This is a genomic window from Arthrobacter sp. 179, assembly GCF_052379645.1.
GTDB lineage: Bacteria > Actinomycetota > Actinomycetes > Actinomycetales > Micrococcaceae > Arthrobacter_H.
Window position 1 is genome coordinate 1 of sequence record NZ_JBQSYU010000037.1, and the last position, 16,253, is coordinate 16,253.

General features: G+C 65.6%; 15 protein-coding genes and 1 pseudogene. 5 read left to right on the forward strand and 11 right to left on the reverse strand.

Annotated features, from left to right (window positions below; translation table 11 throughout):
* Nucleotides 1–199, forward strand: a pseudogene (locus tag ACT3UE_RS15110) (carbohydrate ABC transporter permease); the annotation flags it as partial.
* Nucleotides 199–1,548 carry a sulfatase family protein gene (locus ACT3UE_RS15115; RefSeq protein WP_444561513.1) on the forward strand — a complete coding sequence of 450 codons (1,350 nt, stop codon included), beginning with the start codon at nt 199–201 and terminating at the stop codon, nt 1,546–1,548. The pseudogene ACT3UE_RS15110 and the gene ACT3UE_RS15115, both read left to right, overlap by 1 nt.
* A gap of 63 nt (nt 1,549–1,611) precedes the next feature.
* Here the strand turns inward: ACT3UE_RS15115 and ACT3UE_RS15120 are convergent, their stop codons facing one another.
* From ACT3UE_RS15120 to ACT3UE_RS15135, 4 genes are all read right to left on the reverse strand, one after another.
* Nucleotides 1,612–3,123: a sulfatase-like hydrolase/transferase gene (locus ACT3UE_RS15120; protein ID WP_241895507.1), complete on the reverse strand. Its 1,512-nt coding sequence runs from the start codon at nt 3,121–3,123 to the stop codon at nt 1,612–1,614.
* 10 nt (nt 3,124–3,133) lie between these two features.
* On the reverse strand, nt 3,134–4,153 hold the full coding sequence (locus ACT3UE_RS15125; RefSeq protein ID WP_086994324.1) for an aliphatic sulfonate ABC transporter substrate-binding protein: 1,020 nt from the start codon (nt 4,151–4,153) through the stop codon (nt 3,134–3,136).
* A gap of 63 nt (nt 4,154–4,216) precedes the next feature.
* On the reverse strand, nt 4,217–5,017 hold the full coding sequence (locus ACT3UE_RS15130) for an ABC transporter ATP-binding protein (RefSeq protein WP_086994322.1): 801 nt from the start codon (nt 5,015–5,017) through the stop codon (nt 4,217–4,219).
* A 13-nt stretch (nt 5,018–5,030) separates the two neighbouring features.
* Complete coding sequence (locus ACT3UE_RS15135) at nt 5,031–5,780, reverse strand: ABC transporter permease (protein WP_443384030.1); 750 nt, start codon at nt 5,778–5,780, stop codon at nt 5,031–5,033.
* Between the two features lie 210 nt (nt 5,781–5,990).
* On the opposite strand from ACT3UE_RS15135, the gene ACT3UE_RS15140 reads away from it, so the two are divergent.
* Entirely contained in the window at nt 5,991–7,157 is a 1,167-nt protein-coding gene (locus ACT3UE_RS15140; RefSeq protein WP_443384029.1) for an ROK family protein, read from the forward strand.
* A gap of 26 nt (nt 7,158–7,183) precedes the next feature.
* Nucleotides 7,184–8,161, forward strand: coding sequence for a formylglycine-generating enzyme family protein (locus tag ACT3UE_RS15145; protein WP_444566989.1), 978 nt, complete (start codon nt 7,184–7,186; stop codon nt 8,159–8,161).
* On the opposite strand, the gene ACT3UE_RS15150 is transcribed toward ACT3UE_RS15145, so the two are convergent.
* Genes ACT3UE_RS15150 through ACT3UE_RS15175 form a run of 6 tightly spaced genes read right to left on the reverse strand, consistent with a single transcriptional unit; the run spans nt 8,158 to nt 14,719 of the window.
* Entirely contained in the window at nt 8,158–9,291 is a 1,134-nt protein-coding gene (locus tag ACT3UE_RS15150; RefSeq protein ID WP_444566990.1) for a diaminopropionate ammonia-lyase, read from the reverse strand. The two genes, ACT3UE_RS15145 and ACT3UE_RS15150, sit on opposite strands and share 4 nt — an antisense overlap.
* 59 nt (nt 9,292–9,350) lie before the next feature.
* Nucleotides 9,351–9,746 carry a RidA family protein gene (locus tag ACT3UE_RS15155; protein ID WP_444566991.1) on the reverse strand — a complete coding sequence of 132 codons (396 nt, stop codon included), beginning with the start codon at nt 9,744–9,746 and terminating at the stop codon, nt 9,351–9,353.
* Nucleotides 9,739–10,503, reverse strand: coding sequence for a hypothetical protein (locus tag ACT3UE_RS15160; RefSeq protein ID WP_444566992.1), 765 nt, complete (start codon nt 10,501–10,503; stop codon nt 9,739–9,741). The genes ACT3UE_RS15155 and ACT3UE_RS15160 overlap by 8 nt, the downstream gene beginning before the upstream one ends.
* Nucleotides 10,500–11,480, reverse strand: a complete 981-nt coding sequence (locus ACT3UE_RS15165) for a membrane dipeptidase (RefSeq protein WP_444566993.1) — start codon at nt 11,478–11,480, stop codon at nt 10,500–10,502. Before ACT3UE_RS15165 ends, ACT3UE_RS15160 begins: the two co-directional genes overlap by 4 nt.
* Nucleotides 11,477–13,210, reverse strand: a complete 1,734-nt coding sequence (locus ACT3UE_RS15170) for a hypothetical protein (RefSeq protein WP_443384023.1) — start codon at nt 13,208–13,210, stop codon at nt 11,477–11,479. Before ACT3UE_RS15170 ends, ACT3UE_RS15165 begins: the two co-directional genes overlap by 4 nt.
* 3 nt (nt 13,211–13,213) lie before the next feature.
* Nucleotides 13,214–14,719 (reverse strand): aldehyde dehydrogenase family protein, encoded by a 1,506-nt coding sequence (locus ACT3UE_RS15175; protein WP_444566994.1) that lies wholly within the window; start codon nt 14,717–14,719, stop codon nt 13,214–13,216.
* An 80-nt stretch (nt 14,720–14,799) separates the two neighbouring features.
* Here ACT3UE_RS15175 and ACT3UE_RS15180 point away from each other — a divergent pair, with 80 nt between their 5' ends.
* A complete protein-coding gene (locus ACT3UE_RS15180) occupies nt 14,800–15,702 on the forward strand; it encodes a LysR family transcriptional regulator (RefSeq protein WP_443384021.1) in 903 nt (300 codons plus the stop codon).
* Nucleotides 15,703–15,736: 34 nt separating this feature from the next.
* Here ACT3UE_RS15180 and ACT3UE_RS15185 read toward each other — a convergent pair.
* A partial coding sequence (locus ACT3UE_RS15185) for a BCCT family transporter (RefSeq protein ID WP_444566995.1) occupies nt 15,737–16,253 on the reverse strand: 517 nt, incomplete at its 5' end.

The window sequence follows — 16,253 nt, forward strand, 5'->3', positions numbered from 1 at the left end:
GTTGACGCTGATGCAGTCCACCGAGAACTACACCCTCCCGGTGGCTCTCATTTCCTTCATCCAGCAGCAGACCTACTCGGGTGCCGACTGGGGCGGGTTGTTCGCCGGGCTGGTGATCGTCGTCATTCCCATGCTGGTGGTCTACCTCTGGCTGGGGCGCCGCCTGACCGAGGGGTTGACCCTGGGCATGGGCAAGTAGTGAACGTCCCCACTGGCGGCCGGCCGAATATCGTGATCATCATGGCCGACCAGTGGGCCGCCCACGCGCTGGGTTGTGCCGGCTCCGAAATCGTCCAGACTCCTTGTTTGGACGCACTTTCCGGGGCCGGCCTTCGCTTTAACCGCGCATACACCACCTTTCCGCTCTGCGTTCCGGCCCGCAGTTCGCTGGTCGCCGGGCGGTACCCCCACGAGTTGGGTATTTCCGGCAATGCCGGCGTCTCCGAGAAGACCCCGGGCCGCTCCCCCGAAAGCCTGGGGCACTGGTTCACTTCCGCAGGCTATGACTGCGCGTACGCCGGCAAATGGCATGCCCCGGGGGCCAGTGCCGTCGAGGCCGATGGGTTCGAGGTGATCCACCCCTTCGGTGATCTGGGGCTTCCCGAGGCCGCCGACGCCTGGTTGGGGACCCGGCAGCAGCAGGAGAAGCCGTTCTTGCTCTTCGCTTCCTTCGATAACCCCCACACCATTTGCGAATACGCCCGCGGACAGCATCTGCCCTATGGTGATGTCCCCCCGCCGGCTTCCGTCCGCGATGCTCCTCCCCTGCCGGCGAACTTCGCGACACCGCCAGCTAGTCCCCAGGCGTTGACGTACGAACGCACTCAGGCCGAGCCGTCCTACGGGACCTCCGAGTTCACCGCCGATGATTGGCGCCTGTATCGACACACCTATGCCCGACTCATCGAGTGGGCGGACGGACAGATCGGTTCGATCTTGGACTCGCTGGAGGCGCACGGACTGGCCGATGACACCGTAGTGCTCTTCACCAGCGACCACGGAGACGGTGACGCCTCCCACGGCTGGAACCAAAAGACCTCCCTGCAGGAAGAGACCGTCAGGATCCCGCTGCTCATGCGTGGCCCCGGTATCGGCGCTTCACAGGTCTCCGAGCAGCTCATTTCCCTCGGAGTGGATCTGATCCCCACCCTGTGCGGGGTGGCCGGCATTAATGCACCGCCGGGGGCCACCGGGCACGATGTCCTGGCGCAGCCGCGCACCAGCGACGACGGAGTCGCGATCGAAACGGCTTTCGGGACCGGCGACAAAGGCTCCACCTTGGGCCGGGCCTTCATCGGGGAACGGTATAAGTATTCGGTCTATAGTTGGGGAAAATACCGCGAACAGCTCGTGGATCTGATCGCGGATCCGGGCGAAATGCGCAATCTGGCCGCCGAATCGGCCTTCGACGAGGTATTGGAGGACTTCCGCGCCCGGCTGCTCGCCTGGTGCCTGGAGACCGGCGACGCGGCCTTCCTGAAGAAGCTCGTGCTGCCCACCGGGGTGGACCCTGCAGTGCGTGCGGGGATCTACGCGATCCCCTACTGATCCGGGAACGGCGAAGGCCCGGGTTCCTTCCCTGCTGGGAGGAACCCGGGCCTTCTGCACACCCTAGGCGTCGATGAAGCGTTCGACGGCGGTCTCCGGACGAAGCCGATCGGCGGGATCGATGTCCCCGGCAAAGGCCAGCCACTGGTAGAAACGGTCCCCCCGCCTGATCAGCTCCTGGTACAGGCGCAGGCGCAGGTCCTTGAGCACCGGGCGGTAGACCGGGACGTCCACGACGTTGTTCAGCTCGTCGGGGTCGGCCTCCAGATCGTAGAGCTCATCGATCCCCTCCGGATTCGCGATGTATTTATACCGGTAGTCCCGGATCATCCGCTGGGCGTAGGGGAAGTGGTGGCCGTGGAACTCGCAGACGATTTCGGTCCTCCACTCCTGTCCCAGGGGTGCGGTGCAGGCCGGCATCAGCGATTCGCCGCGGATGCCTTCTGCGTTGCCGCCGGCAATGTCGATGAACGACGCCGTGAAATCCTGCAACGAGACGAACTTCTCCTCGCGCCGTCCTTCTTGCCCGGGCTCCGCCACGATCGCGGGGATCCGGTAGATGTCCTCATACATGGCCGGGCCCTTGTCATTCAGGCGATGGGCCCCGGTGAACTCTCCGTGGTCGGCGGTGAACATGGTGACGGTGTCATCGGCCAGCCCCAGCTCGTCCACCACGGCCAGGATGCGGCCGATCTCGTGGTCGATCATGGCGACATAGCCCCAGTACACGGCGGTGAGCTTCTTCCACTCCTCGGTGCTGAAGGACTCCGTGGACCAGTATTCGGCGTAGGTCTGCTGGACCTGAGGTTTGCCGTGGAAGGTTTCGGCGAAGGAACCGGGCAATTCGATATCGCTCGGGTCCACCAAGTCGTACCACTGGCGTGGGATCAGGTACGGAAGGTGAGGACCGAAAATATGGCAGGACAGGAAGAACGGCGTCCCGTCGTCGTTCCCTTCGGCGCCGGTCCCCGCAGCGAATTCCCGCAGCTTGGCGATGGTCTGGTCGGCCAGCCAGGCCTCGAAGGTCGCTTCAGTCGGCTGCTCGGTGATCCCGGCAATCAGGTGTCCCTGCGAACCGTCGGAGGCCGTGGTGTAGACAGGTTCCACGATCTTGAAGGCCGGATGCCCGTGGTCCTCGAGCCACTGAACGTAGTCCGGGTCGTCGAAGGTGTTCAGTGCCCCGGCCAGGTGCTTGCCCTCGAAACCGTAGTATTCCGGTCCGCGATGGCGGCCCACATGCCATTTGCCGACGTGTCCGAGCCGGTAGCCCTGGCGGTGTAGTTCATCGGCGAACGTGGGAGTTCCGTCGGGCAATTCCTCGCGGGCACCGGAATTCCACTCGTAGTTCGCCAACAGTCCGTGCTCGAACGGATGCTTCCCCGTCAGCAACGAGGACCGTGCCGGAGTGCAGATGGCCGTCGGAGTGTAGGCCCGCTCGAACACGGTGCCGCGTTCGGCCATCGCATCCAGATGCGGGGTGTGTTCCGAACTGTTCCCGTAGCAGCCCAGCGTGTCGATGCGCTGCTGATCCGTCATCAGGAACAGGATGTTGCGCTTCTTCTGTGTCGGTTCCAACTCTATTGACCTATGCCTTCTTCGTTTCGACGTACAAGTCGCCGGTGTAGAACGTCTTCGGATCGGCGATCTTGTCGATCTTGTCGTCGGCGAGGAACTGCTCCTCCAAGCCCTTGAGCCATTTGCCGATGGTTCCGTCCTTGGTTTTCTCCTCCAGCTCGGCACTGGTGAAGGTGATCGCGACGTCGACCTGCGGCTTGAGCGTTTCCTCCCCGACCTTCAGGAACTTCGCCGAAGCCGAGAGGCTCTTTTCCGTGTTCTCCTGCCGGAAGTCGTTGGAGGCCTTGACCACGGAAATGAACTTTTGCGCGAGCTCCTTGTCCTTCTCCGCCCGGCCCGCTGCCGCAACGAAGGAGCTGGGGAAGGTCAAGTCGTCCAGGTAGTCCTTATTGGCCGCCAGTTCGACGACGTCCGGGACGCGCTCCTTGATGTTGTCGATCAACGGGTACCACAGGGCCGCTCCGTCGATTTGTCCCGAGGCGAAGGCCGAAACAGCCGTCGAGGGATCCATGGTGACGATGTCGAAGTCCTCGCGCTTCAGGCCCTCCTTCTTGAGGACCAGGTTCAGCAGCTGATCCCCCGACGTCCCCTCGGGGACACCGACCTTCTTGCCCTTCAGGTCCTCCATCGAGGAGATCCCCGGCTGGGCGATGACCCGGTCGGCGTTGGACACGGTGTTCAGCGCCCAGATCTCTGCCTTGCCCGATGCCGGAAGCCACAGGGCTCCCGACCCGATGTACGCGACATCCACATTATTGGTTCCCAGCGCCTGGATCGCCAACGGTCCATTGGTGAAGGGCACGAAGTCGGGCTTCAGCCCGGCCTGATCCCAATACCCTTCTTCGTTGGCCAGGGCGAGCAGGGCGGCGCCGTTATAGTCGGCGATGTAGCCCACCTTGATGGGCATCTTTTCCGCCCCGCCGGACGAGCCGCTGGATTCGGAGCCGGCACAGGCCGTCAGCGCGGCGATGGTGGCGAGGCCGAGGCCACCGGCGAGAAAATCCCGGCGTTTGGTGTTGTTCAGGTTCATGATGCCCTCCAGAGGTGTGCTGAGTGGATGTCGGTGGTGCGGAACGAAAACGAGGCTGGTGCCTTATCCGCTGTTTTCGGTATCGGAGTCCGGCTGGTTGTAGACCGCGTCCCAGACCTGTGAGCGGAGCTCGGAAAATTCGGGGGTCATGCGCAGGTCGTTGTCCCGCGGGTAGGGAAGGCCGACGTCAACCACCTTGTAGATCCTGCCGGGCCGGGCCGCCATGACGATGACCTTCGAGGCCAGATATACGGCTTCGTCGACGTCGTGGGTCACGAACAGGACGGTGCGCCGTTCCCGCCCCCACGTCTCGAGGAGTTGTTCCTGCATATGCACGCGGGTGAGGGCGTCCAGAGCTCCGAAGGGTTCGTCCATGAGCAGGATCTCCGGGTTGACCGCATAGGCGCGGGCAATGGCGCACCGTTGCTTCATCCCGCCGGACAGCTCCTTGGGAAGTGCCTCGGCGAACGCCGTGAGCCCCACCAGTTCCAGATAGTGGTCGACGGTGTGGCGTCGCTGCTTCGCGGGGACTTTCTGTAGTTCCAAACCGAACTCGACGTTCTTGCGTACGGTCAGCCACGGAAACAGTGCGTATTGCTGGAAGATCACCCCGGTGCGCGGGCTCGGACCGGTGACCTCCTCTTCGTCGACGAGGACCCGTCCGCTGGTCGGTTCCAACAGTCCGGCTGCTGCGTTGAGGATGGTGGACTTCCCGCATCCCGAGGGGCCGACGACGGTGACGAACTCCCCGTCGGCGACGTCCAGTGACACATCTTCTACGGCGGTGAAGATCTCTCCGCCGAGCATGAATTCCTGGTGGATGTTTTCGAACTGGATCATCGGCTTGGTGGTCGCACGAGGCATGATCGTCTTCTCTCTATCGTCGTTCTTGCCAGCGCGTGAGGCGGGCCTCAAGCAGCAGGAGGATGCGGTCCATGATCAGCCCCAGCAGACCGATCGCAATCAGGTCCACAAAGATGGTGGGGAGGTCGTAGTACAGCTGCGCCTGTTGCATGCGGAAGCCCAATCCACTGGGTGCGGCGATGAGCTCGGCGGCCACCACGGTGGCCCATGAAGCACCCAAACCCACGCGCATGCCGACGAGGATGAACGGGCTCGACGCCGGCACCACGACTCGTCGGAACACGACGAAGCTGGAAGCTCCCAGAACCCGGGCCGCGTTGATCAGCGTCTTTTCAACGGTCACGACCTCCTGGAACGTCGAGACCACGCAGGTAAGGAACGAGGCCAGGAAGATCACGAAAATCTTCGGTGTCTCGCCGATGCCCATCAGGACGATCGCCAACGGGATGATGGCCAGCGGCGGGACGGTGCGGAAGAACTGGACGTATGGCTCCAGGATGGACCGGAATAACGGGTACCAGCCCATCAGGAAGCCCACGGGGATGGCCAAGAGAACGCCCAGCAGGAAACCGCTCAGCACACGGGCCAGGCTGGCTGCGATATCCGAGATCAAAACCCCTGACTGACCCATTTCCACGCCCTTCGCCGCCACGGCGACGGGCCCGGGGATCACGACCAGACCGCTGGCCGAGACGAGCCACCAGACAGCGATGCCACCGATAACTGCTAGAACGCTGATGATCCGCAAGGTCTGCGTGGACATAGGCTGGCGGGCTTCTTTTCGCGGTGGCCGCGGGCCCGGGGTTTCCTGTGAAGGAATAGTGCCCCGCCCGCTGTCGGCGGGAGCTGTTTGCGATGTCATACAGGTCACACTATCCACTGACGCTACTTACGACAAGCACATTTACCTAAGTCATTTCTGTGCAACAAAAATTCTGGTCGATTCTTATCAAGTTCCGCTAGGCTCCAAGGTATGAATGCCCAGGGTGAACTCTCGACTACCGATAAACGGGTTGTCCAAACACTGCTTCAGGATGGCCCCACGAGTCGTTCTGGTTTGCAGCAGCAGCTGGGTTTTTCGCGTCCCACCATCTCCTCCGCGGTCACTCGTCTCATCGAGCGGGGCCTGTTGGAGGAGGCCGGTCTGGCTGCCTATGGGGCCGGACGCAACGGCAGGCCGCAGGTCCTGTTGCGCCCGCGCAGCACCATTGGAGCCGCGCTGGGAATCGAAGTGGGGCGGGCGCGCGTGGCCGTCACCGTCGCCGCTTTGGACGGAACAGTCCTCGCCCAGAAACTCACCACCTTCGAAGCCGGACCCAGTTTGTCTCACCGGCTAGGTATCGCCCTGCGTTCGGTCCGTGCCCTGATCAGCTCCGGGACCATCACCGCGGATTCGATCATCGGAACGGGTGTGGCGATCTCCGGAAGGCATCTGCCCGCCGCCGATGATCCGGACGCCACCGGCGCAGACCCCGCAGGTTTCCCCCTAGAGCGGCTGCGTCGACTCATCCCCGCCCCGGTCCTCTGGGATAACAACACCCGGTTGGCAGCACTCCGCCATCTGCGGGAGGCCCCTGCCGCGGCCACGACCGGCCTGCTCTACGTCGTCCTCTCGGACGGGATCAGCGCCGGACTGATCGACGGGACCGAGATCTTCCGCGGAGGGCACGGGGCCGCCGGGGAGCTGGGGCACCTGTGCATGGATCCGGCAGGGCCCCTGTGTTGGTGTGGCTCCCGAGGGTGCTTGGAGGCTCTGATCGGTATGGGGGCGATCCTGCGCCGCGCTACCGATCACGGGCTGGAGGTCACCGATCTGTCGGAGCTGTCCGCCCTGGCCGGCGACGGAGAGCAGCGCGCCGTCGAGCTGGTCTCTTGGGCCGGGACGCTGCTGGGTGTGGCATTGTCCAGCGCGACGATGCTCATCGACCCCCGCCGGATCATCCTCAGTGGCCAGTTGGCGCATTTGGGGGTTTCGCTCCACGAAGCTGCCCTCCGGGAACTAACCCGTCGACGCACCGCCGTCTCGCTCCCGGTCCCCGAACTCGTCCTCCACGAAGGCACTCAATACGAGGCCAGCCATGGGGCCGCCCTGCAGGCGCTGCAGCGGTGGGGCACCGATTTCATGGTCGCGATACAGTGACCGCACCCGATCCGAAGGAGAATCCCTTGTCCTGCTGCCATGGTCCGGCCCGCTCCGAGCCAGCCCACACCACCGAGGCTGCTGCTGCCGCCTCTGCCGCACCTGCCGCCGGGCCAGCAACGAAAGAGCATCGCCTGCTCGACACGGTCGAGTTGACCGGCGGAACCTTCAGCATGGGCGACGCCTTTGACGAGGGATACCCCCACGACGGGGAACTTCCGGTCCATGACGTGTCACTCTCGCCGTACTCCATCGATGCCACCACGGTCACCAACACCGAATTCAACCGTTTCGTTCAGGCCACGGGATTCCGCACGGAGTCCGAGGAGTACGGCTACTCGGCGGTCTTCCATCTGCTGGTCGACGCCGATGAGCGGGACATCCTCGGCCGCTCCAGCGACGTGCCCTGGTGGATCACCGTCCGCGGCTCTGATTGGGCGCACCCGCACGGTCCGCGCTCCTCCTGGCGTCAGGAGCCCCACTCGCCGGTGGTCCAGGTGTCCTGGAACGACGCCGTCGCCTACTGCCGGTGGGCCGGACGGTCGCTGCCCACCGAAGCACAGTGGGAACATGCGGCACGCGGGGGCCTGGAATCGCGGCGCTATGCGTGGGGCGACGAGCTGCTCGCCGCCGATGGAGGACACCGGTGCAATATCTGGCAGGGCAGGTTCCCGGTGCAGAACACCCTCGAGGACGGATATCTGGGCCCGGCCCCCACGGGCACCTTCGCCCCCAACGGGTTCGGCCTGTATGAAATGGCAGGCAACGTCTGGGAATGGTGTGCCGACTGGTTCGACCCCGGCTACTACCGCAATTCCCCACGGCAGGATCCTGCGGGTCCGCCCGCGGGGCCCGGGCGGGTCATGCGGGGTGGCTCCTTCCTCTGCCACGATTCCTATTGCAACCGGTACCGGGTCTCCGCCCGCTCGGCCAACACCCCGGATTCGGCCAGCAGCAACCTGGGTTTCCGGACCGTCGCCGACTTTTCGGCGCCGCCGCGCTAAACCAGGGGGTTGGCGGCCCGTCCCTCGGTATTGACCAGTACGACGACGGAGTCTTCCGTGATGCCCAGTTCCCGGCGTCGTGAGGTCTCGGCCAGGGCGTTCCGGGTTCCTGCCAGCGCCGAGGCCCCACAGGGCCCCGCGTCCTGTCCCAACGCCTCGAGGTCCCGGACCGCGCGGCGGCAGTCCGCTTCGGTGACCCCGACGGCGGCGTCCATCCCGGCACGGAACAGCGGCCAGCCCAGCGAGGAGACGGTTCCGCAGTTCAGCCCGGCCATCAGGGTGGGCGCCGAGGTGTCCACGGTGACCGGCGCCCCGGCCTGCAAGGACCGGGTGAGGCAGGCGGCGGAGTCCGGTTCCACCCCGAGCAGTACCGGCCCCTGCCCCGGGCCGGGACGGCTTCGATAATGCTCCACGAGCGACTGGGCCAGGGACCCCACCCCCACCGGGCAGGCCAGCAGATCCGGGCCGGTGCCCCGGGCCTCCAGGGCGTCATCGATTTCGCGGAACAGGGTGGTGTATCCGTCGACGATCCACTGCGGGACCTGGGTGTACCCCTCCCAGGCGGTGTCCTGGATCAGCACATCGCTCTCGCTGCCCTCGACCGAAGCGGCGGCCCTGGCCACGACGTCGTCGTACACTGCCTCCTCTTCCACGAGGCGGGCGCCTTCGCCCCTGATCCCCTCCAGCGCGGCGATTCCGAGTCCAGCAGGAACATGGATTCGGGCCTCCACCCCGAGCAGCCGGGCCATCCGGGCGATGGCCCGGCCGTGGTTCCCATCCGTCGCGGTCACCAGCACCGACTGCGGTGTTGACCCGCTTCCGGCGCGGACCAGGGCAGCCAGCCGGGACAGGGTCATCCCCGCAGGATCCTCGCCCGAGCGCAGGCAGAGGGCCCGGCACACGGCCCAGGAGGCGCCGAGGATCTTGAAGGCCGGCAGCCCCAACCTGCTGGATTCGTCCTTGAGCAGCACGCGCCCGACCCGCAGTTCGGTGGCCAGGGACGGCAGTTCGACCAGCGGCGTAGGCACATGACCGGGCAGGCTGCGGTGGAAGTCCAGTCCCGAGCCCGGTGCTGTGGTCCGCCACCTCTTGGCGGCTGGACGGGAATACCAGGTGCTGGGTTCGCCCATGGTCATGTCTCCCTTGTGGAACGGGACACCGGGCCCGGCATCCCTGACGCGGTGTAGTGCTAGACGGCAGTGTTCTCACCGATGACGGCGGCGATGGCGTCGATTTCGATACGCTTCTCCCCCCGGAACCGGGAGACCTGCACGGTGGTCCTGGGCGGAAGGGAATGTCCTTCCAGCCGGAACAGATAGGCCTCATTGAACTCATCGAATTCATCGAAATCCGCCACGAAAACGGTCAGCTTCAGCAGGCTCGTCAGCGAGGCCCCGGCCTGGGCCAGGACCCCTTCGAGGTGGTCGAAGGCGGCGGCCACCTGATCGGTCATCGTGACCGGGGTGCTGCCATCGGCCAACGTGGGGACCTGTCCGCAGGCGTAGACGACACCGCCGAACACCGCCGCTGCCGAATAGGGGCGGACCTTCGAGTCCTGGTGCCAGTGGCGTTCGATCTCAGGCATTGTCTTCTCCTACCAGATATCCCTCGGCGGCGGCCTTGATGGTCTTCCACAGCCGTGCGTCCACCGGCAGGCCGATGGCCCAGGCGTTTTCGCGTCGTTGCACCAGCTCCTCCGGGGTATGGAGGGCGAAGTTGTCGTCGGGGACCTCGTCCAGGGTGCGGATGAGGGTCCCGGGTTCCGCCCCGCCGGCGGGGACAAAGGCCTCGGAAGTGACCCTGACCTGTCCCACGTAGCCGGCGGGGGTGGCGATACGAGTGCCATGGTGGCTTGCGGTGCCACGAGTGAGCCGAGCGACCATGACCGTCTTCCCACAACGGACTGCCGCGGCCAGTAGCGGGGCGTCTAGCAAACCGGCCTCGAGGTCGATTTCCGGGGCGACGACCACGTTGCCCTCCCGGGCCGTTGCCAGTTCGATGAGCATCGTGCCGTGCATCAGCGGCGCGACGTCAATTTTCGAGTCGATCACGTAACGGTGACCGCCGTCGTATTCGCTCCGTTCAAACGCCAGCGCGGGGGCGCTCCAGTTCAGCTGTTTCAGGCAGTCCAGCAGCTCAGCGAAACCGGTGCCGTAGTGGACCTGGGAGAAAAGCACCTGGTGGGCGGCCGCATGGGCCACCGAAGTGCAGGCCCCGTGGGCCACCATGGCCCGGAAGGCGTACTCCCTGATTTCGCGGACCGCGATGCGCACGATCCGGTCCTCGGTGCCGTCCATGTGTTCCCTCGTTTCGATGTGTTCGGAGATCACTGCCACCATCATGCATCCTTTCCGACGAAGACCTTGTCGAAAAGGTCGAGCCAGTTTTCCCCGAGCACCCCGCGGATGGTGGACTCCTGGAGTCCGACCTTCTGCAGGCCCTCGGTCAATTGCGGGAAATCTTCCGGTCCGGCGAACCAATGCGGCCAGGCCGGCCATTCGGGAGCCGGTTGGGTCGGTGGCTGCCAGCGTCCGTTGCGCAGGTACCCCACATAGTCCTGGCCCCAGTTCCGGGTGCAGTCGCTGCCCAGGCCCACCCGGTCGGGTCCGTAGTCGTCGACCATCCGGGCGACCATGGTGCAGAACTGTTCCAGACTCGTCGTCTCCCCGCCGAGCACGATCGGATACAGGCAGGCCCCGATCATTCCGCCCCGGTCGGTGACGGCACGGATGACTTCGTCGGGTTTGTTCCGCGGGTTGTCCACGAACCAGGTGGGATTCGAATGCGTGATGGCAATGGGTGCCGAGGAGGCCTCGACGGCATCCAACGAGGTGCGGTTGCCGACGTGTGAGAGATCCACCAGCATGCCCACCCGGTTCATCTCGGCGATGATGTTCGCCCCGAATCGGGTCAGACCCGAATCCGAGGGTTCGTAGCAGGAGCCGCCGACCAGGTTCTGGATGTTGTAGGTCAGCTGGGCAATGCGCACCCCCAGCTTGTGGAAGACCTCCACCATCCGGAAGTCATCGCCGAAGGAGCTGGTGTTCTGCAGCCCCATCAGCACGGCCACCCGGCCCTCGGCCTTGGCCCTGCGGATATCCGCGGCGTTGTGGGCGAGGAAGGCCAGATCGGCGTTGCGGGCGGCGAGTTGGTACCAGTCCCCGATCTCCTGCAGCGTTTCCAGGGGTCCGTGGTAGACGGCGCAGGTGGCGTTGACGCCGCTGACACCGCCGTCGATCAGTTCCTGCAGGACGGCACGGTCCCAATTATTGATCTGCAGGCCGTCCACGACGGTGGCCTGTTCATGAAGGGCGCTCATGCCGTTGCCTCCGGGGTGGGGCGCTGAGTGAAGAGCCAGTCATCGGTGATGCTGCCGTCCTTCAGATCGGCGATCCGCGGACCGCCGGAGAGCAGTGTCACGCGCAGCCAGTCGGTGGACTGCGGCGTGTAGTTTTCCATGCCGTAGACCGAGAGCTGGTAGCGCTGGACGTTCAACGGCAGGAATTCGGCACCGCGCAGATTATCGTGGACCTCGCCGTAGGCCAGCGGCCCGATGTTCTGGACCCGGGCGGTGAACTGGCGGTGCCAGGGGTGGGACAGCAGGAACTCGGCCACGCTGGTCCCGGCGTCGGCGGCCAGGAGGTCGCGGCGCAGTTCGGCGACGGCACGGGCAATATCGACGCCGTGTTGGACGTTCTCCCCGGGGTCCCGTCCGTGCACTCCCCTGCGTGGTTCCTCGTTGTCCGCCGAGGAGAACCAGAAGTAGCGGTTCTGGGCCGGATCGGCGAAGTCGTGGTCGGCCACCCACTCGTAGTCGGTGTCGATGAGGTGGGCCAGTTCCGCGCAGCTCATGCCCGGAGCCAAGGGCCTGGACTCATCACAGCGCAGCCGGGCTTCTACTTCCGCGTCGAGGTCGCCGGTCAGTTCGGTGAGGATCGTGGCGACGAGACCACGCTCCTCGGGCCCGGAGGCGGCGGCCGCCGCGTGCAGGGCCTTCCAGATCCGGTTCGTCTCGGTACCCCGGAAGCTCCCGGTGGAGGACCAGCGACGCAGATCCTCCAGCAGCGGACGCACCCGGTCTGCCAGTTCCGGTCCCGGCAGGAACGGCTGGGAGACATCCAGGTCCTGCTCCTCGAGGTAGTCCATGGCGCGGTCGAACAGTTCAAGCACCCGGACCACCTCCGGGTCCGTGGTTTCGGTGCTGCGACCGGTGACCTCGGCCAGCGGCAGCTCGCGCAGTTCGGCCCACGCGTTGAGCACCTCGGGGTGGTTGATGGCGTAGGGCACCATGCCCAGACCCGTCGCGTTGCCCATGCCGAGGTAGTGGCGCCAGCCCCCGGTCAGGGTGGCGGCGTCAGGGTTGCGGTGCCGGGCACAGGCCTCGACGAGGTTGTAGCTGAATTCGCGCAGCAACCAGGCCGAGAGCATATGCGCCCGGTAGGGGGCCGAGAAGGGGTGGGCGTCGGTGAGGTGTTCGTAGTCGGCCAGACCGCATTTGCCGTTGCTGTAGAACGCGGTGCTGCGGATGACATACGGCGACCCCCCGAATTTCGCGCTGTCGGGCTGTTCACCGTGGGCCAGGCGATCGGCGACGTATTCAAAGAACCGTTCGCTGCGGTTGGCGCGGGTCCAGATGATCGAGCCGGGTTCGGCCCGGCCACGCTCCTGCAGCGGGACCTGGGTCCGGAGCCGGGCCAACCGCTCCTCATCGACGGTTCCCTCCACCAGGGCAGCGGTGATGTCCCACGCCTTGGCGATCACCCGGTCGGTGTGTTCGCCGGTCTTCTGCGAGAAGATGACGAAGCTGAACGTCATGGATTCGGCACGAATCCGGTAGACGGCGTCTCCGCAGCCATCGGCGTCGATGTCGAAGTGGGTGCGTTTGATCTTCCACCCCCGGGCCGTGGCGCGGCGGATCATGGTGCGGATGAAGCTGTGCCGGGTGGCGCGGGCTCCTCCCATGTCGGCGGGGTCCATCACTTCACGTGCGGGGCGCAGCTCCGAGGGCGACGGCAGTCGCAGCGCCGGTTCGCTGATCGATGCGGACATTTTTCATGCTCCTTCCGGTGCCAGGCGCAGGTAGGCCGTCTTGGTGAGGGTGAAGAAGTCGGAGGCGGCGTCGCTGTTCTGCTCGCGCGGACCCGGCTGGGAGGAGTCGCGCAGGCCACCGAACGGTGCATGGACCTCGGAGCCGGTGGAGGGGCCGTTGACCTTGATCAGCCCGGCCACCAGGTCGTTGAGGCAGCGCCGGATGGAACGCTCGTCGCTGGTGAACACGGAGGCGGTCAGACCGAATTCGGTGGCATTGGCCAGTTCGATGGCCTCCTCCAGGGATTCGGCGCGCAACAGGGTGGTCACGGGCCCGAAGACCTCTTCGCGGCAAATGGTCAGCTCGCTGGTGCCACCGAGCAGGGTGGGGGCCACGAAATGTCCCTCCGCGTCGGGGATCGGTGCACGCGCCAGGACCTGGGCGCCTTCGGCTTCGGCCTGCTGGACGGCCTCGTCGATATCACGGCGGGCGCGCTCGTTGACGACGGGTCCGATGCCGGCTCCTGCGTCGGTGCCGGCGCCCACATTCAGTGCGTTGAACCGTTTGACCAGTTCATCCCGGAGCTGGTCGTGGATGGCTCCCACGGCGATGACGCGGCGGGTGGCCGTGCACTTCTGGCCGGTGCTGCCGGTGGCCGCGGCGGTGATGAAGTCGGCGGCGGTGGCAAGATCGGCATCGGGCAGCACGATGGCGGCATTATGTCCACCGAGTTCCATCTGCAGCTTCGCTCCGCGTAGGACCGTCTTTTCGCGGATCCGGTGTCCGACCTCCACGGATCCGGTGAAGGTGACGGCGTCGGCCCGTGGATCGGCCACGAGTTCCGAGCCCAGGGCCCCGGGGCCGAGCAGCAGGTTCAACACACCTGCCGGGACTCCGGCTTCTTCAAGGATCTCGGCGAACATCACGGCGGTGGCCGGGGTGTCGCTGGCTGTCTTCCACACGACCGTGTTGCCCCAGAGCAGTGCCGGGGCGATCTTCCAGGCAGGGATCTGCAGCGGGAAGTTCCAGGGGGTGATCACCGCAACGGTGCCCAACGGCCTGCGGATCGTGCGGACCACTTCGTCCGGGTTGGCCGAGGGGTAGACCGCTGCGTTGGCCCGACGGGCCGACCCTGCGTTGTAGTACAGGGTTTCAATGCTGGCCCCGACTTCGCCGCGGGAGTCGGCCAGGATCTTGCCCTGCTCGCGGGTCATCAGTTGGGCGACCTCTTCGGCACGGCGGCCGAGGATCTCGGCGGCGCGGCGCAGGATGTTCCCGCGGGCGATGATGCCCATCCGGTCCCAGCCGGCGGCGGCCTGCGTGGCTGCGTCCAGGGCGTGGTCGAGCTCGGTGGACGTGGCCGTGGCGTACTGCGCCACCACTTCCTGGGGCAACGCCGGGTTGGAACTGGTGGCAGCCGGGCCGCTTCCTTCCACCCACTGGCCGTTGATGAGTTGCTTCAGGCCAAGGGTCTGCTGTCCGGGGTTGGTCACGCTGATGCTCCTTCGTTCTGCGGTGGTGCTCGTCATGTCTTTGAGGCTACGGCGCTATTTGATCGGCGTGAAGTATCTATTGCTTATGTATTGATCATCAATAACACTTAGTTCATATGGAGATCCGTCAATTGCGCTACTTCGTGGCGGTGGCCGAGGAAATGCATTTCAACCGGGCGGCAGCACGCCTGCTTATCGCCCAGCCGGCGCTGAGCCAGCAGATCCAACGACTGGAACGGGAGCTGAAGACCCGGCTGTTCACCCGCACCACCCGATCGGTGGAACTGACCGAGACCGGCAAGGTCCTGCTGGTGGCTGCCCGCAAGGTGATCCTGGAGTCCGAGCAGGCACTGCGCAGCATCGAACAGGCGGTGGAAGGCCGGACCGGCCTGCTTCGCGTGGGTTTCGTGGGGTCGGCGGCCCTGAATCTCATCCCCCGGATCGTCCCGCCGCTGCGCATCCAATATCCGGGTCTGGAGTTGGAACTCCACGAGTTGACCACCGAACAACAGCTCGGGGCGCTGGAGTCGGGGACCCTCGATGTGGGCATCGTGCGCGATGTCGAGTCGCTGCCGGGCATCACCGCCCGCGAACTGACCCGCGAGCCCCTCATCGTCGCGCTTCCGGACGACCATCCGTTGGCCCGCCGGCCCTCCCTGGCCCTGGCCGACCTGTCGGAGGCCGGCTTCGTGGTCTTCCCCCGCGACCAGGTTTCGCGGCTCTATGACGTCATTTCTGCTTTATGCCTGCACGCTGGATTCCGCCTGCGCGTCGCCCAGGAGGCCATCCAGTTCCCGACGATCCTGGGTTTGGTGGCCGCCAAGACAGGTATCGCCGTCGTGCCCGAAGGAATGCGCGCCCTCCAGCTGGCCGGGCTGCGCTATGTGCCCTTGACCGACACCACGGCCACCTCGACCGTTTCGCTGATCGTCAAGACCGACCGGGCCGAGACCCCCCTGATCGCCCGGTTCACCGACGCCGCCACCGGTTTCGCCAGCACCGAGGCCACGGTTGGCTGAACCGTGGCCCCTGCCTGGGTGCATGCCGGCCGGACTATTCCTTGGAGGTCGGCAGCTTCGTGGTGGTCGCCGATTCCTTCTCCCCGGCCTGCTCCCCCACGGCTTCCTGCGTCGGGCCCGAACCTCGCGGGTGGATGACTCCCTGTTCGATGGCCATCCGCCGGGCATAGATCGGGGCGGCGAACACCGAGGGCAGCATCAGGAAGCCGACCGGGACCGCGGTGATCACGATGAAGGACTGCAGTCCGGAGATGCCGCCATCACCGATGGCGATCAACACGGCTGCCGCCACCCCCATCATCACGGCCCACGTGGCGCGCAGCTTGGTCGACGGTTCACCGGAAATGGTGCAGGACTGGGCAATGGCGAAGGACATGGAGTCCGTCGTCGTGGCCACGAACGTCACCGTCAGCAGCAGGAACGCACCACCGACCAGACCGGAGAGCGGAAGCTGGGCCGCGATGGACATCACCACCGCCGGTAGTCCGTCCGATTCGTAGGCGGCGCCCACGCTTCCGGGGTTCTGCTGCTCGAACATGATGCCGGTTCCG